Consider the following 24,261-nt stretch of genomic DNA (forward strand, 5'->3'; position numbering starts at 1 on the left):
GCGTCCACGACGCATGGCGAGATCGGCGAAGCTCTTCGCCGCCGCCTCGCGCATCCTGCCCGGTGGAGTCGACAGTCCCGTCCGAGCCTTCAAGTCGGTCGGCGCGACGCCGCTGTTCGTCACCCGCGGCAAGGGCGCGCGCCTCGAAGACGCCGACGGCAACACCTACATCGACTACGTGATGTCGTGGGGCCCGCTCATCCACGGCCACGCGCCGAAGGGTCTGCTGAAAACGCTCTCCGCCGCGGCGGCGCGCGGCACCAGCTTCGGCGCACCGACTGACCTCGAAACGCGTCTCGGACAGCGCGTCTCGATGCTGATGCCGTCGCTGGAACGCGTGCGATTCGTCAACTCGGGGACCGAAGCGGCGATGAGCGCGGTCCGCGTCGCCCGTGCCGCCACCAGCCGCGAACGGATCGTCAAGTTCGAGGGCTGCTATCACGGCCACGCCGACGCCTTTCTGGTCCAGGCGGGATCCGGCGCGCTGACGCTCGGCGTGCCCACCAGCCCTGGTGTGCCGAAGGCGGCGGCGGCCGACACGCTGCTGGCGAAGTACAACGATTTGTCGTCGGTGGACACGCTCTTCGTCCGGTTCGGGGGAGAGATCGCCGCGGTGATCGTCGAGCCGATCGCCGGCAACATGGGCGTCGTCGCGCCCCGCGACGGCTTCCTTGACGGATTGCGCCAGCTCACGACCCGACACGGCGCGCTGCTGATTTTCGACGAGGTGATCTCGGGTTTCCGCGCGGCGCCCGGCGGCGCCCAGCAGATTTTCGGCATCAAGCCAGACCTGACGTGCCTCGGAAAGATTATCGGCGGGGGGCTGCCGGTCGGCGCCTACGGCGGCAGGGCCGACCTGATGTCGCTCGTCGCGCCGTCAGGACCGGTGTATCAGGCGGGCACGTTGTCAGGAAACCCGCTGGCGATGAGCGCCGGACTGTGGTCGTTGGCGGAGCTGTCGCCCAAGCTCTATAGGCACCTATCGAAACTCGGCGCGCGGCTCGCCGCCGGACTTGCGGAGGCGGCGCGCGACGCCGGCGTCGCGATGCAGGTCAACGCGTTCGGCTCGCTCGTGACGCCGTTCTTCACGGCACAGCCCGTCCGCGATCTGTCGTCGGCGCTGACCGCCGACACCTCACGCTACGCGGCGTTCTTCCGAGGCATGTTGGCGCGCGGCGTCTATCCGCCCCCGTCGCAGTTCGAAGCCTGGTTCCTCTCGGGCGCGCACACCGAGCGGGACGTGGAGGTGACCGTCAAGGCGGCTCGCGCCGCCCTGACGGATCTGGAAGAGTAAGACGTCACTTCACGATCAGCGCTTGTTCCATCTTGACGCGCAAAATGCTGCCGGCGGCCAGGTCGACGTCCTTGCCTTCGGTGGCGGCGATCGTGCCGCCGCCGCCAATCAGGATGCCGAGCACCGCGCCCTTGGCGCCGCCGAGGATGCCGCCGAGAATCGCCCCGACGCCCGCACCCGCGCCGATCTTGCCGGCCTCGCCACGAATCCCCTCGCTCTCGAGCGCCTGCGACACGGTCGCGTGGATCGGATAAGCCCTGCCGTTGATCGTGATCTGATCGAACGCCACCGTCAGCGCGCCCTTGCGCTCGGTCCGCGTCGCCTTGGTGACCGAGCTGACGACACCGCGCAGCGTCGAACCCGCCGGGATCAATACGTCGCTGCCCTGATACAGGTTCGCGAGGGTCGTCGCCGAGAAGCGATCCTCGACCTGGGCCGTGCCCGAATTGAGGCCGCGTTCGAGACGCACGTCGAGCTCGGTTCCCGAGGGCACTTCGTTCCGGCGGGTCGAGGACGCCTGGCCGCTGGTCGGCGCCGGAGCGCTGACGGTCGGCGACCGGCCCTCGTCGACAGGCGCTGGAGCGGCGTTGCCGCCGGCCGTCCCGCCATTTGACCAGGTCGAGTTCCCCTGATGGACGTCAGCGCCTTGCGCGGCGCCAGGATTCGCCATCCCGCGCGTTTCGCCGCGGATCGACTCGATCGCGCTGCGTGCCTCCGTGTACTCGTCGCGGCTGACCGAGCCTTCCCTGCGCATCTTCACCCGCAGATACGTCACCTCGTCGCGCGCATCGTCGAGACGCGTCTGCAGACGATCGGCACCGGCCTGATCGCGCGAACGCAGGCGCGAAACCTCGTTACTCACGTCATAGACCTGATCCTGAAGCCGTTGGATGTCGGCGGACGTGACCGCGGCCTGCGACGCCGCTGCCGCGCTACGCGGAGCCTGCTCGGCCGCGACCGGAACAGCCATCGCCAGCAGCAGGACCCCCGGACGCACCATACTCATCAGTCTCATTGGTATCTTCTTCCCCCTGGTAGGACGCTCAGTGCAAGAAAAGGGCCGGGTGGTAGAATTACCGGAAGCCCACCGCCGAGATGCCCACCGTACTGAAACTCCACAAACGTATCGGCGTCCGGGTGGGAAATGTTCAAGTTGGCGGCGGCGCGCCGGTCGTCGTGCAGTCGATGACGATGACCGATACGGCTGACGCGCAAGCGACGGCGCAGCAGTGCATCGAGCTGGCCGAGGCGGGATCGGAGATGGTCCGGGTCACCGTCAACCTTCCGGAAGCGGCCGCGGCGGTGCCCGAGATCAAGCAGCGGATGCTCGATGCCGGAGTCACGGCTCCCCTGATCGGCGATTTCCACTACAACGGACATCTGCTCCTGACGCGTTATCCGGCCTGCGCGGCGGCGCTCGACAAGTACCGCATCAATCCAGGGAACGTCGGCACCGGCCGGCGCCGCGACGAGCAGTTCGCCACGATCTGCGGGGTGGCGCGCGATCGGAACAAGCCGGTGCGCATCGGCGTGAACGGCGGCTCGCTCAACCAGGAGCTGGTCGTCGCGAAGATGCAGGAGAACACCGACCGCAGCCTCGGGCACAGCTCGGAAGAGATCATCAACGAGTGCATGGTGCTCTCCGCAGTGCAGTCGACCGAGCTGGCGCTTGAATCCGGCCTTCGCCGCGATCAGATCATCATCTCCTGCAAGACGTCGCGGCCGAGCGATCTCATCTCGATCTACCGGGCGCTTGCGCGCCGCACCGACCAGCCGCTCCACCTCGGTCTGACCGAGGCTGGGATGGGCACGAAGGGACTCGTCTGGTCGGCGTCGGCGATGGGGATTCTGCTCCACGAGGGGATCGGCGACACGATCCGCGTGTCGCTGACGCCGCGGCCGGGCGGCGACCGGCGCGAAGAGGTCTACGCCGCATGCGAGCTGCTCCAGGCGCTCGGACTGCGTGCGTTCTCGCCGAGCGTCACCGCATGCCCGGGCTGCGGACGCACCACCAGCAGCACGTTCCAGCAGCTCGCCGAGCGCACGCAGGACTACGTCCGCGAACGCATGCCAGAGTGGAAAAAGCAGTACGAGGGTGTAGAGACGATGACCCTGGCGGTCATGGGCTGCGTCGTGAACGGCCCGGGCGAATCCAAGGCCGCCAATATCGGCATCAGCCTGCCCGGGACCGGCGAGGCTCCGAACTGCCCGGTCTTCATCGACGGCGTTCACGCAACGACGCTGCGCGGCACCTACGACGAACTCGCCGTGGCGTTCCGCGAGCTTCTCGACAACTACGTCGAGCACAAGTACGCTCGGCGGAGCTGAAGGTCGGGCCTGCCGGCCCTCTGCCATCCGACTTCTGCTTCCTGTCTTCTGGCGCTACCGGGAATCCGCCGCAAGACCCGCGGCTCTGCCGATCCACACGAGCAGGAGCGCCACGCCGCAGATGATCAGCCCGGTCGACAGTCCCCACCACAGGCCGACCACGCCATATGCCCGGTAGAAACACAGGTAGTACCCGAGTGGCAGGCCGATGAGCCAGTGGCCGCCGAGATTCCAGAGCATCGCGGTGTGCGTGTCGGCGAGTCCTCTCAACGCGCCGGTCGTGACGCCCTGCACGCCGTCGAAGAGCTGGAACACCGCGGCGACGAACAGGAGGCTTGCTCCGAGATGCGCAACCGCCGGGTCGTCGGTGAAGGCGCGCATCAGCGCGTGTGGCGCGAGAAGGAACACCGCGGAGGCGCTCGCCATGAAGGCTGCGCCGATGACGATGGCGGTCCAGCCGGATCGCATTGCGCCTCGAGGATCGCCGCGCCCGATTGCCTGTCCGACGCGAACCGCGGCGGCCGACGCGACGCCGAGCGGCACCATAAAGGTGAAGGCGGCCATGTTGAGCGCGATCTGGTGAGCCGCCAGCGCATCCGCCGACACGCGCCCGGCAAGCGCGGTCGCCGCGGAGAACACCCCGACCTCGAACACCATCTGCCCCGCTGCCGGCAGACCCAGCGCGAACAGGCGCCGCAGCCGGGCCAGGTCGGCCGCCATCGGTGTGTCGCGCAGCTTCGGCACGACGCGCGCCTCGTGCTGCACGATGGCGCCGAGCAGCGCCAGCGCCATGAAGATCCGCGCCAGGAGCGTGGCCACGGCGGAGCCCGGCACACCCATCGCCGGCGCGCCCAGGTGTCCGAAGATCAGGACCCAGTTGAAGAAGGCGTTCACCAGGTTCGCCGAGACGAGCGCGAACGTGACCGGCCGCACCAGGTTCATGCCCTGCAGGTAGCGCCGGCAGGCCACGTAGAGCAGCAGCGGCGGCAGGCTCCAGATCAGGATCGCAAGATACGGCCGGACGAGGACCAACACGTCCTGCGGAAGGCCCCAGAGCCCCAGCGTGGCGCGGAGCAGGTAGAGCAGCGCTACGGTGGGTACGGCGACGAAGAACGAGAGCCAGAGGCCATCGACCAGCCATCGATGACATTCGTCGAGACGGCCGGCGCCGAACGCCTGCGCCACGAGCGGATCGAGCCCGAGCAGCAGCCCCATCGCAAAGACCGCGACCGCGAAAAACAGCATGCTGGCGAGACCGACGGCGCCGATGGCGGCCGCGCCAAGACGGCCGACCACCAGCGTGTCCACGATCCCCATCGTCACCCACCCGAGCTCGGCCAGGACGACCGGCGTGGCGAGCGCGAGCATCGGTTTCAGCTCACGAGGCATTATTAACCGAGGGGCTTTGCCCCTCGGACTCCCCTACACGCGCCCTTGCGCGCCGCTCGGTCGGCGCGCGCCGGGCGCGTGACTCGCGTCGCTGCGCTCGCTCGCTTCGCAAACAGCGGCCTTCCGCGGATTCCTCGCGCGGCGCTCGCTCGCTTCTCACACAGCGGCGTTCCGCGGATTCCTCGCCTCGCCGCGCTCGCTCGCATCGCACGCTGGTTCTGGGAGTCACCCCGATAGGGTACGTTATACAGAGCATGCATCTGCTGCCACTGGCGTTCGCGGCGCTGCTCGCGCAGCAGCCAGAGACGATGTCGCTCCTGAAGGAGCCGCTCTATCCGCCGCCGCTGCCGCGGGCCGAGCGGGCGCGGCTCGAAGACGAAGCCTCACAGGCGCGCGCGGAGGTGTCGCACGACCCGTCGAGCGCCGAAGCGATCCTGCGCCTCGCCCGGGCGCAGCGCGGCCTCGGACTCGTCGGCGACTCGCTCGAAACGCTCACCCGCGCACTCGAAGGGCACGCCGACACGCCCGCCATTCACCTCGAGCGCGGGCGCGGCTTCATCGTCATCCGCAAGTTCGACGTGGCGCTGCGCGAGTACCGGAAGGCGGCCGACGCGCTGCCCGACGCGCATTGCGGCAGCGGGCTGTCGCTCTATCTGCTGGCCGACTACCTGCAGGCGCACGACGAGTACGCCAAGTGTCCGGATCCGGGGCTGTTCGGCTACCTCGCGGCGCGACGGGCCGGCGTCGAGGCGGGCCCGCGCCCCTCCCCGCCTGACGAGGCCGAGGCAGCGCCGGCGATCACGCTGCCGGGATCGCTGACCTCGAAGACGCCCAAGGGCACCGGCTCGATCTCCGGCACCTACATGGAGGCCGTCGAAGCGCTGCTCCGCAACGACAAGGCGGCCGCGCGCGACTTGCTCAAACCGGTGCTGGAGAAGCAGGAACACCGTTGGATGGAGCCGATCTACATCGCCGCCGAGGCCGATTACGCGCGAATCGCCCCGCCCACGCGCAAGAAGAAGAAGTAGGGCGAACCCGCCGGTTCGCCGGCCTGACGGTCCGGCCTACTTCGGTCCGCCGTTCACGCCTTCGCAGCCGGGGCGCGCGCGGCGGGCGCGTGATGATGCCGCCACCGATTTCTCGACCAGCCGCCGCAGTTCCTTGATCGGCTCGGGGTTGTCGTCGACCTGCAGCCGCAGCACGCTGTCGTTGTGCAGCCAGACGCCGCAGTCCTTCTTGACGACGACGAGCGCCGCCGATTGCTGACCGCGGGTGTCGCCGCCGCCCGCCTGGCCGCCCTCGAGCGCCGCGACCAGCCGCAGCGAGAGCGGACCTTTGGTCTCCTCGAAGCCTTTCACCATGTTGGTGACCACCGCTTCGCCCGCGAGGATGTTGCCCTGGGCGGTACAGTACCGGCCGGCCTTGTTGCCGGCCCATGCGTCCGCCTGCGGGCCGGTGTATGCCGCGTATTCCCCTTTCGGGTTCATCACGGCGAACTGGCGTCCGGCCTTCGGCCACGGCTGACCCGCATAGCCGGGATCGGGATCGCTGTCGAGAATGGCCGTGACGATCGCGCCGGGCGTCAGACCGTCGCGCAGCAGCGCCAGCGCCTTCGGTCCGTAGCCGACGTCGACGATGGCCTGCGTCGCGGCGACCCCGACCCCGGCTTCGGCCCAGAGCACACCGTTGCCGACCGAGAAGACGCGCGACTGAACCGCCGCGCCGAGCTCACCGGTGTCGGGATCGTAGCCGAGGATGGAGAACGTGCCGGTGCCGACCGGCTCCCGTTCCTGAGCACGCGGCGTCAGCCCGGCAAGCGCCAGGACGCCGGCTAACGCCAGGGCACCAGCTTTTCGATCCATTGGATGCGCATCAGGTCGTTGTAGATGACGGTGACCATCAGGGCGAGCAGCAGGACGAAGCCGGCCAGCAGCACCTTCTCCTTCACCTTGATGCTGAAATCGCGGCGGGCGAGTCCTTCGAGCGCGAGGATGAAGATGTGACCGCCGTCGAGGACGGGAATCGGCATCAGATTCAGCAGTCCGAGGTTCAGGCTGATCATCGCCATCAGGCTGAAGAGCTGAATCCAGCCGGCCTGCGCCGCGCTGCCCGAGAGATCGGCGATCGCCACCGGTCCCATCAGTTGCTTGACCGACGTCTCGCGCGTGAAGAGCCCGACCAGCGTCTGCACGATCAGCTTGGCCCACTCCCAGTTCTTGTCGATCGACAGCGTGAAGGCCTGCAGCGGCCCGGGATCGACGGTCTTCGTCTCGTAGGGGCGCAGCTGCGCGCCCATCATCACGACGTCGCCACTCATGCGCGGCGTCACGGTGATCGGCATGACGGTGTTGCCGCGCCTGACCGTCAGCACGAGGGGCTTCCCCTCGCTGCCGCGGATTTTCGTGATGAGATGGTCGTAGGTGATGTCCGGTTCGCCGCCGGCTCCGAGAATCACGTCGCGGTGCTGCAGGCCCGCTTCGGCGGCAGGCTGCCCCAGGTAGATCTCGTCGACCTCCGGGTGCACGAACGGCTGCACGCCGATGTCGCCCATCTCGTACTTGCCCTGGGCGTCGGGCACGACCGTGACGGCGACCGGGGTTCCGGCACGAACGAGCGACAGGCCGACCGACCGCTTCGCCTTCGGCACGATCGCCATCGAGAACTGATCCCAGGTGTCGGTAGGCCTGCCGTCGACCGCAATGATCCGGTCGCCGACCCGCACGCCGGCCTTCTGCGCCACCGAGTTGTCGGCGAAGCTGCCGACCACCACCGCCTGCTGCTCGAAGAGGGGCACCTGGGCCCCCTGATAGAAGACCACCGTCATCACGACGATCGACAGCAGCAGGTTCATCACCGGACCCATGATGAGCACCTGAAACCGCTGCCACTTGCCCTTCGAGAGGAATTCGTCGGCCGAACCGGTGGGCGAGTCCTCGGGGTTCTCGCCCGCCATCCTGACGTAGCCGCCGAGCGGAACTGCGCTGATGCAGTACTCGGTGTCGCCGCGCTTGACGTTGATCAGTTTCGGCCCGAAGCCGAGCGAGAACGTGAGCACCCGGACGCCGATCCGCCGGGCCATCAGGAAATGGCCGAGCTCGTGCACGAAGATCAGCACGCCTAGCACGAACAGGAAAGCGAGGATGGTCAAGAGGTCGATTGTACCCCAGCGGTCGTCCGGGCCGCGAAGGCCCGCGCCCAGCGATCGATCTTTCGGACGTCGTCGAGTCCTGCTACATGGCCACCGCCGTCCCCTTCGTAGGCATCCATCGTTCGGGCTATCACGTCGCCGATCCCCGGGAAGGCGAGGCGCCCGTCCATGAACGCTGAGACGGCGATCTCGTTGGCGGCGTTCAACACAATCGACAGCCCCTCGGCGCCGCCCAGCGCCCGGAACGCGAGCGCCAGGCATGGGAAGCGCCCGAGATCCGGCGCCTCGAACTCCAGGCGTCCGGCGCGCGCCAGGTCGAGCGGCGGCAGCGGCGCGCGCCAGCGCTCGGGATACGACAGCGCATACTGAATAGGCAGCTGCATATCGGTGACGCCGAGCTGCGCGATCACCGATCCGTCGATCATCTCCACCATGGAATGGACGATCGACTGCGGGTGCACCAGCACCTCGATCCGGTCGGCGCCGACGTCGAACAGCCAGCGCGCCTCGATCACCTCGAGCCCCTTGTTCATCAGGGTTGCCGAGTCGATCGTGATCTTCGGCCCCATGCGCCACGTCGGATGACGCAGCGCGTCGGCGGCGGTGACATGCGCCAGACGGTCGGCAGAGAGCGTCCGGAACGGTCCGCCCGACGCAGTGAGCAGCAGCTTGCGCACCTCAGCCGGGGCGCGGCCGTGCAGACACTGGTGAATCGCGTTGTGCTCGCTGTCGACCGGCAGCACCGCGACCCCTCGGCGCTTGGCCGCCGCCATCACCACCGATCCGGCCATCACCAGGATCTCCTTGTTGGCGAGCGCGATCGTCTTTCCCGCCTCGATGGCCGCGAGCACCGCGTCGAGCGCGGCGGTGCCCGACGAGGCAAACAGCACGACGTCGGCGTCGGGGTGCGTCGCAATGTCGATCAGACACTCCGGTCCGCGGTCGGCGGCGAGCGCATGACGCGACGGCTGATATTTCTTCACCTGCTCGCCGAGCCGTTCGGCGTTGCCGCCCGCCGCCAGCGCGACGACCCGCAGCTTGTCGGGATGGGCGTCGACCACCGCGAGCGCGCTCTGCCCGATCGAGCCGGTGGAGCCGAGGATCGCGATCCCTTTCACGGCAGGAGCCGGGACACAGAAGATGGCAGGTGGAAAAGGTTCATGCGATGAAGCGGACGAACATGTAGTACACCGGCGCGGCGAACAGCCAGCTGTCGATGCGGTCGAGGACGCCGCCATGGCCGGGGATCAGGTTCGACGAGTCCTTGACGCCCGCGCTGCGTTTCAGCAGCGACTCGAACAGATCGCCGACGATGCCGAGGAACGCGAGCGCGGCGCCGAGCAGGCCGACGATCCAGAGCGGCGTGGTGAAGAAGATGTAGTGGCCGCCGATCATCGTGGCGGCCGTCCCGAACACCACACCGCCGATCGCCCCCTCGACTGTTTTCTTGGGACTGATCGCGGGCGCGAGCGGACGGCGGCCGAACGCACGGCCGGTGTAGTACTGCGCGGAGTCGCTCACGACGATGACTCCGAGCAGCAGCAGCACCGCCGCGCGTCCGTCGATGCCGGTGCCGACCGCGAACCACCAGTTGCCGCGGACCCAGGCGAGCGCGCCGAGCGGCAGCCCGAGATAGAGCGGCGCGAACAGCGTCCCGGCGACGTCCGCCAGCACGCCAGGTCCTGGTTTGCCTCGCCCGACGGCGACGGCCCCGCCGACGAGCAGCGCCGAGAGCAGGACAACCGGCAGGTAGTTGGGGAACAGGAGGTAGCCGCCTTCCATCGCCCGATGCTGGTCGACGAGATCGCCCCACGCCATCACGACGATGACGAGAATCATCGCAGCGCCGGCCACGACCCGTGGCACGTCGATACCAAACGCCCTGGCGATCGCGCTGAATTCGATCAACGCGAGCACGCCGGCGACCACGGCCAGCCCGAGCGTCCCGGCCGGCGGCAGAAACCAGATCGTCCCAATGACGACGGGCAACAGCACCAACGCTGACAAGACCCGTGTCACAGTCTGCTACCTTCCACCTGCTGGATTCTGTCTTCTGATTTCTGGCTGCTGTCTTCTGCCACCGGCGGTCAGCGTCCGGCCACGGCCGGCTGTTTGATGCCGCCGTAGCGGCGTTCGCGCTTCTGATACGCGAGGACCGCTTCGAAGAGATGGCCTTTGCGGAAGTCGGGCCAGAGCGTGTCGGTGACCCAGATCTCGGCGTAGGCGATCTGCCACAGCAGGAAATTGCTGACCCGCATCTCGCCGCTCGTCCGGATCAGCAGATCCGGATCCGGCTGGCCGGCGGTGTAGAGGTAGTTCGAGAACGTCGGTTCGTCGATCGCGTCCGGCTTCACACCGGCGGCGAGCATCTTCCTCGCCGCCTCGACGATCTCGGCGCGGCCACCGTAGTTGAGCGCGATGTTGAACAGCATGCCGCGGTTGTTCGCCGTCTTCTGTTCCGCGGCGCGCAGCTCGTGCTGCACGTCGCGCGCGAGATCGTCGATGCGGCCGATCGGCTGGAAGCGGATGTCGTTCTTGAGCAGCGTGTTCAGCTCGGAGCGCAGGTAGCGCTTGAGCAGCAGCATCAGCGTCGAGACTTCGGCGGGCGGCCGCTTCCAGTTCTCGACCGAGAAGGCGTAGAGCGTCAGCACCCGGATGCCGAGCTGCGCCGAGCCCTCGACGACGGCGCGGACCGACTCGATGCCGGCGCGGTGCCCTTCGACGCGCGGCAGGTGGCGCTGCGCCGCCCAGCGGCCGTTGCCGTCCATGATCACGGCGATGTGCGCCGGCAGCCGGTCGAAGTCGACCTGCCGCGCCAGCGACTCCTCGACCGAACCGGGCTGCACGTCTGCCAGGATGTTCTCGAGGCTCATGATGCCCGTCGCGTATCGTACTCCACCTTGATGAGAAACAGCCCCTCGGGAGGGGCGGTGCGGCCGGTCAGGGAGCGGTCGCGATCGGCGAACCGGCGCTCGAGATCCATCGGGTCGCGGCGGCGGTGCCCGATCTCGACGAGCGTGCCCACCAGGCGGCGCACCATATGGCGCAGGAAGCCGCCGCCACGAATCTCGAACACCAGCGAGCCATCGGCGGCCTGTCGCCACTCCGCCGACCGCACCCGACGCACGGTGGAGCGGGGCGTCGCGCCCTTTCCCTGGAAGGCGGCAAAGTCGTGCTGGCCGGGAATCGTGTCGGCCCCCTGCTGCAACGACGGCAGGTCGAGCGGCTGCGGGACGTGCCAGACGTAGAGCCGCAGCGCCGGCGGCACGATCGGGCCGTTCCAGATTCGGTATTCGTAGGTCTTGGCCGTGGCGCTGAATCGCGCGTGGAAGTCGTCCGACATGACACACACGTCGCAAACGCGCACCGCGGGCGGCAGGTGGGCGTTCAGCGCCCGCAGCAGCGTCGCTTCGTCATGAGGACAGCCGATACGCGCGCTCGCCACCTGACCGGTGGCGTGGACGCCGGCGTCGGTCCGCCCGGCCCCGTGCAGCGTCACCGCGCCGCCGTCGATGCGCGCCAGGGCGTCCTCTATCAGCCCCTGGATCGACGTCCCGCTCGCCTGCCGCTGCCATCCGACGAAACCGGTGCCGTCGTAGGCGACGGTCAGCTTGATCGTGCGCATGCAGAGGGTGCGCCCGGGCTCCAAGCCTCCTCGTCAGGCGCGGCTGCCAGGCTTCACCACGGGCACGCCCGACGCGCACAAAGGACAGGCGGCCGGCTCGTAGGCGGCCACCTGCATCTTGACCAGCGACTGCAGCGGCACATCGAGCCGAGCCGCGTCGGATCCGCGATCGACGATCGAGGCGGCGCCGACGACCTGCGCGCCGGCGGCTTCCGCAACGGCGATCGTCTCGCGCGTCGAGCCGCCGGTCGTGATGACGTCCTCGACGATCAGCACCCGATCGGCGGAGTCGAGCGTGAAGCCGCGGCGCAGCGTCAGCCGGCCGTCCTGTCGCTCGGCGAAGATCGCGCGGACCTGCAGCGCGCGGCCGACTTCCTGACCGATCACGATGCCGCCCAGCGCGGGGGACAGTACGGCCGTCGGCTGCAGGTGCTTCGTCCGCTCCCCCAGCTCACGTCCGAGCTGCTCGGCGAAATCAGAATGCTGCAGGACCAGCGCGCTCTGCAGATAGCGATCGCTGTGCAGCCCCGACGAGAGCGTGAAGTGCCCCTCGAGCAGCGCACCCGCGTGGCGGAACAGATCGAGCACGTCGGCGTCAGTCATGTGCGGCCCAGTCTACAGCGGAGCCATCGACGTGCGGCATGTCCGCTGGCGGCGATCGCCCCGCTACTGTCCTTCCTGTTGCGGACCGCCGGCCGTTGACCCGGCCACCGCCAGCAATGCGAGCGGGTCGACCCGCGCATGGCCGACGCGGACCGCCCAGTGCAGGTGCGGACCGGTCACCCGTCCGGTCGCGCCCACTTTCCCGACCAGCTCGCCGCGCGTCACCGTGTCGCCGGCCTTCACGTCAATCTCCGACAGGTGCGCGAGCAGCGAGAACACGCCGAGTCCGTGATCGATGATGACGGTGTTGCCGCTGAAATACAGCGGCGCGGCGAGCACGACGCGGCCATCGTTCGGGGCATGGATCGGACGGCCGGCGGGACTGAGAAAGTCCGCGCCGGTGTGCGGCGATCGGGCTTCGCCGTTGTAGATGCTGCGCGTGCCGAACGCGCTGTTCGCCGCATCCGGCACCGGCGCCTCGAATGGCGCGCCCCACAAACGTTTCGGCGCGGGATGGTCCCAGATCTCGGTCACCTCGCGCGTCTCGCGCTCGATGCGGGCCTGCTGATCGGCGGGCGGATGGACCAGGTCCGGATCGACGCTGAGACGCCGCGTCGGAAAGACCCGCGGCTGTACGGTGACGGTGCGGCGGGCGAAGGACTCGCCCATGCGCACGGTCAGCTCGTAGCGCCCCGGCTTCGTGTCGAGATCGATGCCGACCAGCGCCCGCCACGTCCCGCCGCTCGCCGGATACGCCGGCCAGTCGCGATCGAACACCCGAACCGACGGGGCGACGCCGCTCGCCACGGTCACCAGGAACACGTCGCCCGGACGAGTGGTGCGGGCGCGCACGTCGATCGGCTGCTGCGCCGCGAGCGGCACGGCGAAGGCCAGCAGCACGCCGGCCGTGCGCAGACGGCTCACGACGTCTTCCCTTTGCCGGTCCGGAGGTTGTCTTCGAACAGCTTGAGGATCCGCGTGTATTCGTCGGCCCAGCTCGCGTTGCGCAGGAAGCCGTGGTTCTCCACCGGGTAAGGGGCGAACTGCCAGTTCTCCTTGTGCAGCTCGATCAGCCGCTCGACCAGCCGCACGGAATCCTGGAACAGCACGTTCGTGTCGACCATGCCGTGACAGATGAGCAGCGCTCCCTTGAGTCCGGCGGCGAAATAGATCGGCGAGCTCTGTCGATACGCCTCGGCGTCGGTCTGCGGCACGTTGAGAATGTTCGACGTATAGCCGTGGTTGTAGTGGGCCCAGTCGGAGACCGGGCGCAGCGCCGCTCCGGCCGCGAAGACGTCCGGCGTCGTGAACATCGCCATCAGCGTGATGAACCCCCCATAGCTGCCGCCGTATACCCCGATCCGCTTCGGGTTCACCTGTTCCTTCGCCGCTAGGTAGGTCGCGCCGTCGACGACGTCCTCGAGATCCTTGCCGCCCATGTGGCGGTAGATTGCGGTGCGCCAGTCGCGGCCGTAGCCGGCGCTGGCGCGGTAGTCGACGTCGAGGACAACGTAGCCGCGCGACGCGAGGAGGTTGTTGAACATGTACTCGCGCGCGTAGTCGGACCAGTAGCGGTGCGCGTTCTGCAGGTAGCCGGCGCCGTGCACGAACACGACACCGGGATGCAGCGGATCGCGCCTGGCGCCGATCATTTCGGGCGTGAAGAGTCGCGCGTGCACCTCGGCTCCGTCACGCGCCGGGTAAGTGATCACCTGCGGATCGATCCACGGGAAACTGCGCCACTGCGGCGTCGGACTGGTGGTCACCTGCGTGGCCTTCGCGCCGGCGGCATTCGCCATCACGTAGACCTCGGGCGGCTTGGTGCTGTACGAGTAGATCAGAGCGAGCGTCGAATCATCGGGCGAGACCACCGCCTGGTTCGACCCGCTCATCGAGGTCAGCCGGGTGCGCGCGCCGCCGTCGATCGGAACGGTATACACCTGACGTTCGCCCGGATGGACTTCCGTGGTGGTGAGGTAGAACCGGCGGCCGTCACTCGACAGCGTGGCCTCCGTGACTTCCCACTTGCCCGACGTCAGCTGCCTCGCCTTCGCGGCGGGATCGGTGACGTCGATCGTGTAGAGGTGCATCCAGCCGTCGCGCTCGGACAGAAACCACACGCGCTTGTTGTCGGGCAGAAATGCCGCGCCCGGCGCGCCGAACCCGCCGCCCGCTTCGCGAATCCAGGCATCGTCGTGCAGCACGTCGATGCTGCGGGTCTTGCCGCTCTCGGGATCGACGGTGACATACCAGCGGTCCTTGTTGTCGGCTGAGCGCGCGCCGGCGACCGCCAGCGTGCCATCCTCCGACAGCGCGGGCATCGACCAGCGGATGTCACGCTCCGGTTTCCTCCCTGCGCTCGATGGAGCGTCCGGCGGAGAGCCGGCGAAGCCGGCATCGGCCCACACCGATTTCGCGGTCTTCACATTGATGATCGCGAGCAGAAGCCGGTTCTGGGTATCGCCAACCGCCGTCCGGCCGGGAATGTCCTCGACGTAACCGGTCTCGTTGACCCAACTGGGCACGACGACGGTGCGCGCGCCGGCGGGACGCTCGCCGACCACGGCGAACACGTGCGTCTCGTCTGGCGACAGCATCAGATCGACGACCGTCTGGCGATCCTGGAGCTCGAGCGCCGGCAGCTTCTCCTGCTTCTCCTTGTCGTCCGCCTTCTGCTTCCGGTCGTGCGCCTCCTTGACCGCGTCGAGCAGCTGCTCTTCCTGATCGCGCAGAAACTTCTGGCTGTCGGTCAGCCGCGGCTCCGGCTTCTTTGATCCGTTGTCGGTCAACTGCTGCACACCGGCGCCGTCGAGCGCGGCAAGATAGAGGTTGCCGTCGCGCACGTAGGTGATTGCGGTGTCGTGCCGCACCCATCGCGGGCTCGTCTCGGTCGCGCTGGTGCGCGTGATCATCCGGCGCGTGCCGGCGGCGTCGAGCAGCACGATGTCGCCGTGGTCGGCAAACACCACACGCGCGTGCGCCTTGTCCCAGCGCCCGTTCGGCGGCGGCACCGTCCTGGTCTGCGCCTCGGTCAGCTTCACCGGCAGTCCACCGTCGCGCCCGACCGAGTACGTCGAGGCGTCCTCTTCGCCCGGCCGGCGCCAGTCGAAGTAGAGCGTCCGCGAGTCGGCCGCCCAGCGCAGGTTTTCGGGCGGGTAGCCGACCAGGTCAGGACCTCGCATGATGTTGTCGACGGTCAGGGGAAAGGCGGCGGGCGCCTGGGCGGTCGGCAGCGCAACCGCGGCCAGGAGCGCCAGAGGCACCAGCTTCACAAACGTAGGCGTGCGCATGATGCCCAATACTTTTACACACCAAGAGAACCGGACGGCGTTTCGGGCCGTCCAACATAGGGCCGCACTGGTTCTTGCTACAGGTCGGCGTGACATTCGTCGGCACAACACTTTGGAGAGCACTGTAATGCGTTTGTACCAGCAATTCCGGGCCTTGTTCGCGCGTCCGGCGGCGATCGGCGTGGCGGTCGTCGTGTTCGTTTCCGCACTGCCGTTGTCCGTTTCCGGACAGACCCAGGGAACGGCGCCGTCACTGCCGCCGTCACCCGGTGGGGAGGCCATCGTCCAGGGGACGCCGCTGTCGATCGACGAGGCCGTGAAGCTGGCGCTCGAGAACAACCTCGGCGTGCAGATCGAGAAGCTGAATCCCCAGATCCAGGTGCTCGGGATCTCGCGCGCGATCTCGGCCTACGCGCCGACGCTGTTTTCGACGGTGAGCCAGCGGAACGCGACCGCCCCGCCGACCGACTTCCTGTCGGCGAGCGGCGTCAACGTGGTGACGAGCGGCAGCGTGGCGGCGACGGCCGGCGTGCAGCAGCTGCTCAAGTGGGGCGGCGCCAGCTATCAGGTAGCCTTCGACGGCACGCGCGCCACCTCGACTGCGTCGTACACCCTGTTCAGTCCCGAGCTCGGATCGGATTTCAACGCCACCTTTACACAGCCGCTGCTGCGCAATTTCAAGATCGACGCGACGCGGCAGCAGCTCGCGCTGAGCCAGAATCTGGCGAGCGCCGCCGACATCCAGCTGCAGGAGCGGATCACGCAGACGGCGCGCAACGTGCGGGCCGCCTACTACCAGCTCATCGGCTCGATCTCGGGGCTCGAGGTGGCGCAGCAGTCGCTCGACGTCTCGAAGACATCGCTCAAGAACAACCAGACGCGCGTCGAGGTCGGCACGATGGCGCAGATCGACATCGTCTCGGCCGAAGCCGAGGTCGCGAGCAACGAAGAAGGGGTCATCGTCTCGCAGGCGGCGATTGAGACGGCGCAGGACCAGCTGCGCACCCTGCTCATGAACCCGAACCAGCCCGACTTCTGGACGGCGCGCTTCGTGCCAAGTGAGCAGCCGACGCTGGCGCCGCGCGCGATCAACGTCGACGCCGCGGTCAAGAACGCGCTGCAGAACCGCACCGACATCCAGTCCTTCAAGAAGACGATGCAGAACACGGACATCAACATGGCGTACGCGCGCAACCAGAAGCTGCCGGCAGTCGACCTGACGGCGCGCTACGGGCTGACCGGCATCGCCGGCACGCAGAACATCTACGGCACCAACGCCATCGACGGCTCGTCGATCGTCACGGGCCAGACGGTGCGCGGTTTCACCGACGCGCTGCACGACGTGTTCGGCAACGATTTCAAGACCTGGAGCTTCGGCGTCAACGTCTCATACCCGCTCGGGACGAGCAACGCCGACGCGGCATTCGCGCAGTTGAAGCTGCAGAAACAGCAGGACGGGCAGAACCTGCAGAATCTCGAGATGGCGGTGACGACGCAGGTGCGGCAGGCGGGACGCGACGTCAACACGAACCTGCGCCGCGTCGAAGCCACGACCCGCGCGCGCGAGCTGGCCGAGCAGAAGCTCACCGCCGACAACAAGCGCTTCGCGGTCGGCCTGGCGAGCACGTTCGAGGTGCTGCAGACCCAGCGCGACCTGTCGCGCGCCCGCCAGTCGGAGCTGAGCGCGATCATCGACTACAACCGATCGGTCGTCGACTTCGAAGCCGTGCAGACGTCCCCCATCCGGTAGCACGAAGGAGCCGACGGAACCGAGGGTGGGCAGCGTGGTCGCGCCGGGCTCGTCTGTTTGTATAGACTGCGGGCGTGCCGAAGGTGACGGTCACGATCATCACCCGCGACGAGGCGGCCAATATCGCCGCCGCGTTGTCGTCGGTGGCGTGGGCCGACGAAATCGTGGTGGTCGACGCCGGCAGCGGCGACGACACGGCCTCGATCGCGCGCGCGGCGGGGGCGCGGGTCGAGGTGCGCGGCTGGCCCGGCTACAGCGAGCAGAAGAACTACGCCGCCTCGCTCGCGTCCCACGAGTGGATCCTGTCGCTCGACGCCGACGAGCGGGTCTCGCCGGAGCTGGCCGAGGAAGTCCGCGCGGTGCTCGCGACCGAGCCGCCGCGCCGCGGCTATCGCGTCCCGCGCGTCAGCTTCTATCTCGGACGCTGGATCCGCGGCACCGACTGGTATCCCGATTACCAGCTTCGCCTCTACGACCGGCGCGCCGGGCGGTGGAATGGACGGGTCGTCCATGAGTCGGTGGCGCTCGACGGCGAGCCTGGCCTGCTGCGGCACGACCTGCAGCACTATCCGTATCGGGACATCAGCCATCACCTCGCCACCATCGACCGGTATACGGCGCTGGCGGCGCAACAGAACCGCGCCGATCGCCGCGGCGCGACGCTGGCCGGGATCGCGCTGCACCCACCGTTCGCCTTCTTCCGCAATTACGTCCTGCGCGGCGGCTTCCGACTGGGCGGCACCGGACTCATCGTCTCGGTCCTGAACTCCTATTACGTGTTCCTCAAGCTCGCCAAGACGCGGGAGCTCGGCATGCCGGGCGTCCCCGATCCCGCGCCTGGGCACGCCGATCACGGCCACCGTTAGCGATGTTTTCGATCCAGATCGACTCGGCCCGCACCTGGCGCGGCGGCCAGAACCAGGTGTTGCTGACGGTGCTCGGGCTGCGCGCGCTCGGCCATCGCAGCCTGCTCGTGGCGCACCCGGCTGGCGAGCTGCGGCGCCGCGCCAGCGAAGGGCACGACCTCATCCCGCTCGCGCCGGCCAACGAGATGGACCTCTCGGCCGCATGGCGGCTGTCGAGGCTCGTCAAACAGCTCAAGCCGGATGTCCTCCATGCGCACGATCCCCATGCGGTCGCGATGGCGGCGCTGGCGTTGTCGATGAGCACCCAGATCGCCAAGCCGCCGCTCGTCGCCTCGCGGCGCGTCGACTTCCGCCTGAAAGGCAACGCGCTGTCGCGCTGGAAGTACCGCCAGGTCGACTGCTTCGCCTGCGCCTCCGACGCCATCCGCCAGATGATGATCGGCGACGGGGTGCCGGCGTCCAGGGCCGTGACGATCCATGAAGGGATCGATCCGGGGCACGTCGACGCGGCGCCGCCAGCCGATCTGCACGCCGACTTGTGGCTGCCGCACCAGGCGCCGATCGTCGGCAACGTCGCGGCGCTCGTCGCGCACAAGGGCCAACGTCACCTGATCGATGCCGCCGCCATCGTCGTCACGCAGGTACCCGACGCGCGTTTCGTGATTGCCGGCGAGGGGGAGCTGCGCCAGACGCTGGAACGCCAGATCAGGGATCGGCATCTCGAGAAGCACGTCTTCCTGACCGGCTTCCGACCGGACGTGCTCTCGGTGCACAAGGCGTTCGACGTCTTCGTGATGAGCTCGGTGACCGAAGGGCTCGGCACCTCCCTGCTTGACGCGATGGCGTGTGGAAAGCCGGTCGTCGCGACGACCGCCGGCGGGATTCCGGAAGTGGTGGCCGACGGCGTCACCGGCATCCTCACGCCGCCTCGCGATCCAGAGGCGCTGGCGGCGGCGATCGTCCGGCTGCTCGAGGATCCGGCGCTGCGCGCCGCGATGGGGGCCGCCGGGGCGCGCCGCGTCCGCGAACGCTTCTCGTCCGAGCGCATGGTGCAGGACACGCTCGACCTCTACAAGCGGGTCTGCATGCACACCCACGTCGAGGCGTAGTCCTGGCTACCGCGGCCGCATCGCCATCAGACCCGGCTTGCACCCCGAGTGATCGCGCGGGCAGTCGTCGAAGGTGATCGCCGCGCCGTTGGTCGAGAACGTCAGGCCTCGCGCGATGCGGCTCGTCGGGTAGCCGTCGGGATCGATGACCGTCATGGCGCCCAGGTTGGCGCCGGTGTGCGCGTCGAACAGGCGGAGCTGGTAGCCATTGACGAGGAAGGCCACGCGGCCGCCGTCGGGTGTCCAGGCGATTTCGTCGGCCTGCTCGGACGGGCCGCTCAGCGTTTCCACGGCGCGCGCCGCCTTGACGGTGCTGCCGACCCACAACGACTGGCACAGGCCGGCGGCGCAGCGCCCCTCGAGCACGTAGGCGACTCCATCGCGCGCCGGCGCGCTGGCGAAACGCGCGATGCGCCGCGCCCCCAGCACGTAGCCGGCGCCAAAGGCTATCGCCGCGACGATGAACGCGGCCATCAGCGCGGCCGGCAGAACCCCTTTAGCGGACATTGCGCATCTCCCTGCCGGCGACCGAAGCCGCAGGCCTGCATCATCCCCACGTGACAGAGCGAGAAGTCGAACCGCACCGGATCGATCGGGTCGATCGCGCGCAACGACGCGGTAATGTCGGCCGCCATGCGCCAGCCTGGCGACGCGTAGCGGGTCAGCCGCAGGCAGCGCCCCAGCCGGATCACGTGCGTGTCGAGCGGGACGATCAGTTTCGCGGGCGGCAGCTTCGTCCAGACGCCCAGATCAACCTCGTCGCGCCGCGCCATCCAACGCAGGAACAAGTTCAGGCGCTTGCAACCGCTGCCCGCCGACGGGCGCGGAAAGAAATAGCCGACCCCCGCCCGCTTCGGCGGACGGCGGCCGTAAACGGCCCGCACATCGAGCGCGAGCGCCCGCCGCGAGAAGCTGTCGAGCGCGTCGCCGACATCCACCGCGTCGGCGGCGAGCCCCTCGGCAAAGAAGTCCTCGATCGAACCGGCGGCGTCGAGCATCTGGCGCAGTATCCAGAGCAGCGCGACGATGTCGATGCCGCGGATCCAGCGGTGGACCATGCCACGCAGCTCGCGATGCGGCGCCGCCGGGTCGAACCGCCGCACCGCCGCCGCCGGCGCCTCGCCGAGCAGCGCGGCCAGCGTGTTCACCGTGTTGAGCACGCTCTGCACGCGGCCGAACGCGAGCGCCGCGGCGCAGAAGCCGACGATCTCCTGATCGCGCGGCTCGGCGTAGCGGCGCACGATCTGCACCGGATCGGCGGCCGATTCTTCACGGTTATAGTCCCGATAGATGAGATCGAGCCGGCCGGCAAGGCCGGTCCCGGACCTGCTCACACGAGGCATGCCGACGTCCCTGACATCGCGACGATCCGCTAGAAGCTGGTGATCGGCTCGCCAGCCCGACACATCGGGCAGTCGGCGACCGGGACATTCTCGGGGGCCTTGTATTCGGCGAGTGCGTAGTTGGGCACGCCGACATCGGCGATCGCCTCCAGACGATCGCAGATCTGGACGGTGGCGAGCACCGTGCCTCCGGCCTGCCGCACCAGGTCGGCGCAGCGTACCAGCGTCGTGCCGGTGTTGCGGACGTCGTCGGCGATGAGCACGCGCCGGCCGGCGATTTCGCGCGCGTAGAACGCGCGCAGGCTGAAATCGTGGTTGCCGCCGCCGCCGCTGAAGGGCGCGAAGCTGCACGGCGGATGCGTCAGCGCGCGGCGGCCGTCGAGCAGGCCGGCCAGCGTATGAGCGAGGAGCGCGCCGCCCATCGCCGGTCCCGCCACCACCTCCGTGCGCTCGAGGAGGTCGGACGGGAGCATCTCCAGCAGATCCTGCGCGAGCCGCCAGATCGTCGACGGATGCCGGAAGAGCTGGTGCGGATTGAGATAGACCCGCCCGTGGAACCCGTTGCCATAGTCGAAATGCCCGTTGCGCATGAGCACCTCGAGATCCTCGAGTTGTCTCAGCGCGTGCCGCCGCAGGTCGTCGATTCTCGTCACAGCCCCTCGTTCCTGTACACGATCCGCCCGCCGACGATGGTGGCGGCGACGCCGCCGCGCAGCTGCCAGCCGTCGAACGGCGTGTTCTTCGATTTCGATGCGAGCGCGGCGGCGCGGATCGTCACCGGCGCGTCCGGCGCCAGCACGGTGATGTCAGCCGCCGCGTCCGGCGCCAGCGTGCCGCCCGGCAGGCGGAACACGCGGGCCGGATTGGCCGACAGGAGCGCGATCGCCCGCGCCAGCGTGATGCGGCCGGTGTGCACGAGACGCTCGAACACGAGCGGCACGCACGTTTCCAGCCCGACGATGCCGAACGGCGCGTTGTCGAATTCGACGAGCTTCTCGTCGGCATGATGCGGCGCGTGGTCGGTGGCGATCACGTCGACGGTGCCGTCGGCGATGCCGTCGAGCATCGCATCGCGATCGGCCGTCCCGCGCAGCGGCGGGTTCATCTTCAGGTTGGTGTCGTAGCGCACCGGCGCCTCGAGCGCCTCGTCGGTGAGCACGAAATGGTGCGGCGCGACCTCGCAGCTCACGTTGGTCATGCCGCGATCCTTGGCCGCGCGGACCGCGCGCAGCGACTGGTAGGCGCTCATGTGACACACGTGGTACGGACCGCCGGTCAACTCGGCGAGCGCCACGTCGCGATCGACCATGATCGACTCGGCGACGCCGGGGATGCCGCGCAGCCCGAGCCGCGAGGCCACCAGCCCCTCGTGGGCGACGCCGTCTCCCTTGAGCGAGGGATCCTCGCAGTGGTTGACGATCGGCACGCCGAGCATGCCTGCGTATTCGAGGGCGCGCCGCATCAGCAGCGCGCTCGCGACCGGCCGCCCGTCGTCGGTGAAGGCGACGCACCCGGCGGCCTTCTGCGCGCCGAGCTCCGCCATCTGCTCCCCCTTCGAGCCGATCGAGACGGCGCCGATCGGGTAGACACGGGCGAGCGCGGCGGCGGCGGCACGCCGCATGATGAGCTCGGTGATGCCGGGATGATCGTTGACCGGATCCGTGTTCGGCATGCAGGCGACGGCGGTGAAGCCGCCGGCGACGGCCGCGCGCACGCCGCTGGCGATCGTTTCCTTGTGTTCCTGGCCCGGTTCGCGCAGGTGCACGTGGATATCGATCAGGCCGGGCGCCACGATCCACCCGCGCTTGACCTCGAACACCTCGGCGCCGTCGGCCGGCAGCAACTTGCCCACCCTGGCGACACGGCCGTCCTCGACGAGCAGGTCGAATTCCCCGTCGCGCCCGGCAACCGGATCGACGAGCCGTCCCCCCTTCAGCAGCAGTCTGGTCCCGCTCAATCTGCCTCACCTTCCTGACCGGCCAGCAGGTAGAGCACCGCCATCCGGACGGCGACGCCGTTGGTCACCTGCGCGAGAATGACCGAGTGCGGACCATCGGCGACCTCCGAGTCGATCTCCACGCCGCGGTTCATCGGCCCCGGATGCATGATGATGACGTCCGGCTTCGCCCGGCCGAGGCGCTCCGGCGTCAGCCCGAAGAGCGCGTAGTACTCGCGCGTCGACGGGATGAAGTGGCCGTGCATCCGCTCATGCTGGATGCGGAGCATCATCACCACATCGGCGTCGGCGACGGCGCGCTCGATCGACGTCGTGACCGTGATGCCGAAGCGCGCCAGGTCGGCGGGAATCAGTGTCGCCGGGCCGCACGCCCAGACGTCGGCGCCCATCGTGTTGAGCAGCTGCACGTTCGAGCGCAGCACGCGGCTGTGCAGCAGATCGCCGACGATCGCAACCTTGAGGCCGTCGAGGCGCCGCTTGTGCTCGCGGATGGTGAAGGCGTCGAGCAGCGCCTGCGTCGGGTGCTCGTGCATGCCGTCGCCGGCGTTGATGATGACCGATCGACAGAGGCGCGCCAGCAGGTGCGGCGCCCCCGAGCAGGCGTGCCGCATCACGATCATGTCGGGGGCCATTGCCTCGAGGTTGCGCACCGTATCGAGCAGCGTCTCCCCCTTGGTGACGCTCGACTGCGCGACGGCGATGCTCAGCGTATCGGCGCTGAGCCGCTTCTCCGCCACCTCGAACGAGGTCCGCGTCCGGGTGCTCGGTTCGAAGAACAGGTTGACCACCGTACGCCCGCGCAGCGTCGGCACCTTCTTGATCGGGCGCGCGGCGATTTCCGTCATCGCCTCGGCAGTGTCGAGGATGAGGGCGATCTCGTCGGGTCCGAGGTCGGCGATGCCGAGCAGATGCCGCGACTTCAGCATCACGCCGCTTCTCCTTCGAGCACGACTTCGTCCTCGCCGTCGATCTCGAGCAGCCGCACCTGCACGCTCTGCCGGACCGAGGTGGGCAGGTTCTTGCCGACGTAGTCGGCCTTGATCGGCAGCTCGCGGTGACCACGATCGACGAGCACGATGAGCTGAATCGAGCGGGGCCGCCCGAAGTCGACGAGCGCGTCGAGCGCCGAACGGATCGTGCGGCCGGTGTAGAGGACGTCGTCGACGAGCAGGATGCGCTTGTCGTCGATCGAAAAGGGGATCTCGGTGCGGCGGACGAGCGGCTGCGGGCCCACCGGGTGGCGCATCAGGTCGTCGCGGTACAGCGTGATGTCGAGCGCGCCGGTCGGCACGTCGGCGCCGACGATCTCGTGCAGGCTGTGCGCGATCCGCCGCGCCAGCGGCACGCCGCGCGTCCGGATGCCGACCAGCGCCAGATCGCCGGTGCCCTGCTGATTGCTGTTGCGTTCGAGGATTTCGTGCGCGATTCGCGTGAGCGCGCGGGCCATGCGGTCCGCGTCCATGACTGGCGGCATGCTTCACCTCTTCGCCGTCTCTCAGGGCGGCAATTAAAGGGTTCGGCTCGCAGCATATCACCGATCGCCGCCGATCCCGGAGCCG

Annotated in this window: 23 protein-coding genes; 6 read left to right on the forward strand and 17 right to left on the reverse strand. The window is 68.6% G+C overall.

From position 1 onward, the window contains the following. Positions 1-13 precede the first annotated feature (13 nt). Positions 14-1,294 (forward strand): glutamate-1-semialdehyde 2,1-aminomutase, encoded by a 1,281-nt coding sequence (hemL, locus tag VGI12_13935; protein ID HEY2433771.1) that lies wholly within the window; start codon positions 14-16, stop codon positions 1,292-1,294. 4 nt (positions 1,295-1,298) lie between these two features. Here hemL and VGI12_13940 read toward each other — a convergent pair whose 3' ends face one another. After that, entirely contained in the window at positions 1,299-2,309 is a 1,011-nt protein-coding gene (locus VGI12_13940; GenBank protein HEY2433772.1) for a hypothetical protein, read from the reverse strand. A gap of 80 nt (positions 2,310-2,389) precedes the next feature. Between VGI12_13940 and ispG the strand changes: the two genes are divergently transcribed. Continuing rightward, entirely contained in the window at positions 2,390-3,622 is a 1,233-nt protein-coding gene (gene ispG, locus VGI12_13945) for a flavodoxin-dependent (E)-4-hydroxy-3-methylbut-2-enyl-diphosphate synthase (GenBank protein HEY2433773.1), read from the forward strand. Positions 3,623-3,676: 54 nt separating this feature from the next. Here the strand turns inward: ispG and VGI12_13950 are convergent, their stop codons facing one another. After that, positions 3,677-4,990 (reverse strand): MATE family efflux transporter, encoded by a 1,314-nt coding sequence (locus tag VGI12_13950; protein ID HEY2433774.1) that lies wholly within the window; start codon positions 4,988-4,990, stop codon positions 3,677-3,679. 275 nt (positions 4,991-5,265) lie between these two features. Between VGI12_13950 and VGI12_13955 the strand changes: the two genes are divergently transcribed. Further along, complete coding sequence (locus tag VGI12_13955) at positions 5,266-6,039, forward strand: hypothetical protein (protein ID HEY2433775.1); 774 nt, start codon at positions 5,266-5,268, stop codon at positions 6,037-6,039. Between the two features lie 36 nt (positions 6,040-6,075). On the opposite strand, the gene VGI12_13960 is transcribed toward VGI12_13955, so the two are convergent. The 9 genes from VGI12_13960 to VGI12_14000 form a co-directional block, all read right to left on the reverse strand. Beyond that, positions 6,076-6,873 carry a DUF1028 domain-containing protein gene (locus VGI12_13960; protein ID HEY2433776.1) on the reverse strand — a complete coding sequence of 266 codons (798 nt, stop codon included), beginning with the start codon at positions 6,871-6,873 and terminating at the stop codon, positions 6,076-6,078. Continuing rightward, positions 6,843-8,159 carry an RIP metalloprotease RseP gene (rseP, locus tag VGI12_13965; protein ID HEY2433777.1) on the reverse strand — a complete coding sequence of 439 codons (1,317 nt, stop codon included), beginning with the start codon at positions 8,157-8,159 and terminating at the stop codon, positions 6,843-6,845. Before rseP ends, VGI12_13960 begins: the two co-directional genes overlap by 31 nt. After that, a complete protein-coding gene (gene dxr, locus VGI12_13970; GenBank protein ID HEY2433778.1) occupies positions 8,156-9,277 on the reverse strand; it encodes a 1-deoxy-D-xylulose-5-phosphate reductoisomerase in 1,122 nt (373 codons plus the stop codon). The genes rseP and dxr overlap by 4 nt, the downstream gene beginning before the upstream one ends. 40 nt (positions 9,278-9,317) lie before the next feature. Next, on the reverse strand, positions 9,318-10,178 hold the full coding sequence (locus tag VGI12_13975) for a phosphatidate cytidylyltransferase (protein ID HEY2433779.1): 861 nt from the start codon (positions 10,176-10,178) through the stop codon (positions 9,318-9,320). A 68-nt stretch (positions 10,179-10,246) separates the two neighbouring features. Continuing rightward, positions 10,247-11,032, reverse strand: coding sequence for an isoprenyl transferase (locus VGI12_13980; GenBank protein HEY2433780.1), 786 nt, complete (start codon positions 11,030-11,032; stop codon positions 10,247-10,249). Continuing rightward, a complete protein-coding gene (truA, locus tag VGI12_13985) occupies positions 11,029-11,784 on the reverse strand; it encodes a tRNA pseudouridine(38-40) synthase TruA (GenBank protein HEY2433781.1) in 756 nt (251 codons plus the stop codon). The genes VGI12_13980 and truA overlap by 4 nt, the downstream gene beginning before the upstream one ends. A gap of 33 nt (positions 11,785-11,817) precedes the next feature. Beyond that, the gene (gene pyrE / locus VGI12_13990) at positions 11,818-12,387 is read right to left on the reverse strand and encodes an orotate phosphoribosyltransferase (GenBank protein ID HEY2433782.1); all 570 of its coding nucleotides are present in this window, start codon (positions 12,385-12,387) and stop codon (positions 11,818-11,820) included. Positions 12,388-12,450: 63 nt separating this feature from the next. After that, positions 12,451-13,311, reverse strand: coding sequence for a peptidoglycan DD-metalloendopeptidase family protein (locus tag VGI12_13995; protein HEY2433783.1), 861 nt, complete (start codon positions 13,309-13,311; stop codon positions 12,451-12,453). After that, the gene (locus tag VGI12_14000; GenBank protein ID HEY2433784.1) at positions 13,308-15,659 is read right to left on the reverse strand and encodes a prolyl oligopeptidase family serine peptidase; all 2,352 of its coding nucleotides are present in this window, start codon (positions 15,657-15,659) and stop codon (positions 13,308-13,310) included. Before VGI12_14000 ends, VGI12_13995 begins: the two co-directional genes overlap by 4 nt. Before the next feature lie 145 nt (positions 15,660-15,804). Between VGI12_14000 and VGI12_14005 the strand changes: the two genes are divergently transcribed. The 3 genes from VGI12_14005 to VGI12_14015 all read left to right on the forward strand — a co-directional run bounded on the left by VGI12_14005 (position 15,805) and on the right by VGI12_14015 (position 19,402). Then, on the forward strand, positions 15,805-17,427 hold the full coding sequence (locus tag VGI12_14005) for a TolC family protein (protein ID HEY2433785.1): 1,623 nt from the start codon (positions 15,805-15,807) through the stop codon (positions 17,425-17,427). A 74-nt stretch (positions 17,428-17,501) separates the two neighbouring features. Beyond that, positions 17,502-18,293 (forward strand): glycosyltransferase family 2 protein, encoded by a 792-nt coding sequence (locus tag VGI12_14010; GenBank protein ID HEY2433786.1) that lies wholly within the window; start codon positions 17,502-17,504, stop codon positions 18,291-18,293. A 2-nt stretch (positions 18,294-18,295) separates the two neighbouring features. Then, a complete protein-coding gene (locus VGI12_14015; GenBank protein ID HEY2433787.1) occupies positions 18,296-19,402 on the forward strand; it encodes a glycosyltransferase in 1,107 nt (368 codons plus the stop codon). Between the two features lie 6 nt (positions 19,403-19,408). Here the strand turns inward: VGI12_14015 and VGI12_14020 are convergent, their stop codons facing one another. From VGI12_14020 to pyrR, 6 genes are read right to left on the reverse strand one after another with little or no spacing between them, the layout of a single operon-like run. After that, on the reverse strand, positions 19,409-19,909 hold the full coding sequence (locus VGI12_14020; GenBank protein HEY2433788.1) for a hypothetical protein: 501 nt from the start codon (positions 19,907-19,909) through the stop codon (positions 19,409-19,411). After that, complete coding sequence (locus tag VGI12_14025; protein ID HEY2433789.1) at positions 19,876-20,745, reverse strand: TIGR02757 family protein; 870 nt, start codon at positions 20,743-20,745, stop codon at positions 19,876-19,878. The genes VGI12_14020 and VGI12_14025 overlap by 34 nt, the downstream gene beginning before the upstream one ends. A 29-nt stretch (positions 20,746-20,774) precedes the next feature. Further along, complete coding sequence (locus tag VGI12_14030) at positions 20,775-21,398, reverse strand: phosphoribosyltransferase family protein (GenBank protein HEY2433790.1); 624 nt, start codon at positions 21,396-21,398, stop codon at positions 20,775-20,777. Next, entirely contained in the window at positions 21,395-22,702 is a 1,308-nt protein-coding gene (locus VGI12_14035; protein ID HEY2433791.1) for a dihydroorotase, read from the reverse strand. Before VGI12_14035 ends, VGI12_14030 begins: the two co-directional genes overlap by 4 nt. Then, positions 22,699-23,628: an aspartate carbamoyltransferase catalytic subunit gene (locus VGI12_14040; protein ID HEY2433792.1), complete on the reverse strand. Its 930-nt coding sequence runs from the start codon at positions 23,626-23,628 to the stop codon at positions 22,699-22,701. Before VGI12_14040 ends, VGI12_14035 begins: the two co-directional genes overlap by 4 nt. Continuing rightward, complete coding sequence (gene pyrR, locus VGI12_14045; GenBank protein ID HEY2433793.1) at positions 23,628-24,176, reverse strand: bifunctional pyr operon transcriptional regulator/uracil phosphoribosyltransferase PyrR; 549 nt, start codon at positions 24,174-24,176, stop codon at positions 23,628-23,630. Before pyrR ends, VGI12_14040 begins: the two co-directional genes overlap by 1 nt. Positions 24,177-24,261: the final 85 nt, after the last annotated feature.

Source organism: Vicinamibacterales bacterium (genome assembly GCA_036496585.1).
Lineage (GTDB): Bacteria > Acidobacteriota > Vicinamibacteria > Vicinamibacterales > 2-12-FULL-66-21 > JAICSD01.

Bases quoted from the DNA above. Each gene is read 5' to 3' on its own strand.
- VGI12_14005 (HEY2433785.1), top strand. From the start codon at position 15,805: ATGCGTTTGTACCAGCAATTCCGGGCCTTGTTCGCGCGTCCGGCGGCG.
- VGI12_13955 (HEY2433775.1), top strand. From the start codon at position 5,266: ATGCATCTGCTGCCACTGGCGTTCGCGGCGCTGCTCGCGCAGCAGCCA.
- VGI12_14020 (HEY2433788.1), bottom strand. From the start codon at position 19,909: ATGTCCGCTAAAGGGGTTCTGCCGGCCGCGCTGATGGCCGCGTTCATC.
- pyrR (HEY2433793.1), bottom strand. From the start codon at position 24,176: ATGCCGCCAGTCATGGACGCGGACCGCATGGCCCGCGCGCTCACGCGA.
- truA (HEY2433781.1), bottom strand. From the start codon at position 11,784: ATGCGCACGATCAAGCTGACCGTCGCCTACGACGGCACCGGTTTCGTC.
- VGI12_13980 (HEY2433780.1), bottom strand. From the start codon at position 11,032: ATGAGCCTCGAGAACATCCTGGCAGACGTGCAGCCCGGTTCGGTCGAG.
- VGI12_13950 (HEY2433774.1), bottom strand. From the start codon at position 4,990: ATGCTCGCGCTCGCCACGCCGGTCGTCCTGGCCGAGCTCGGGTGGGTG.
- VGI12_13960 (HEY2433776.1), bottom strand. From the start codon at position 6,873: ATGGATCGAAAAGCTGGTGCCCTGGCGTTAGCCGGCGTCCTGGCGCTT.
- ispG (HEY2433773.1), top strand. From the start codon at position 2,390: ATGCCCACCGTACTGAAACTCCACAAACGTATCGGCGTCCGGGTGGGA.
- hemL (HEY2433771.1), top strand. From the start codon at position 14: ATGGCGAGATCGGCGAAGCTCTTCGCCGCCGCCTCGCGCATCCTGCCC.
- VGI12_14025 (HEY2433789.1), bottom strand. From the start codon at position 20,745: ATGCCTCGTGTGAGCAGGTCCGGGACCGGCCTTGCCGGCCGGCTCGAT.
- pyrE (HEY2433782.1), bottom strand. From the start codon at position 12,387: ATGACTGACGCCGACGTGCTCGATCTGTTCCGCCACGCGGGTGCGCTG.
- VGI12_13940 (HEY2433772.1), bottom strand. From the start codon at position 2,309: ATGAGACTGATGAGTATGGTGCGTCCGGGGGTCCTGCTGCTGGCGATG.
- VGI12_14040 (HEY2433792.1), bottom strand. From the start codon at position 23,628: ATGCTGAAGTCGCGGCATCTGCTCGGCATCGCCGACCTCGGACCCGAC.
- VGI12_14015 (HEY2433787.1), top strand. From the start codon at position 18,296: ATGTTTTCGATCCAGATCGACTCGGCCCGCACCTGGCGCGGCGGCCAG.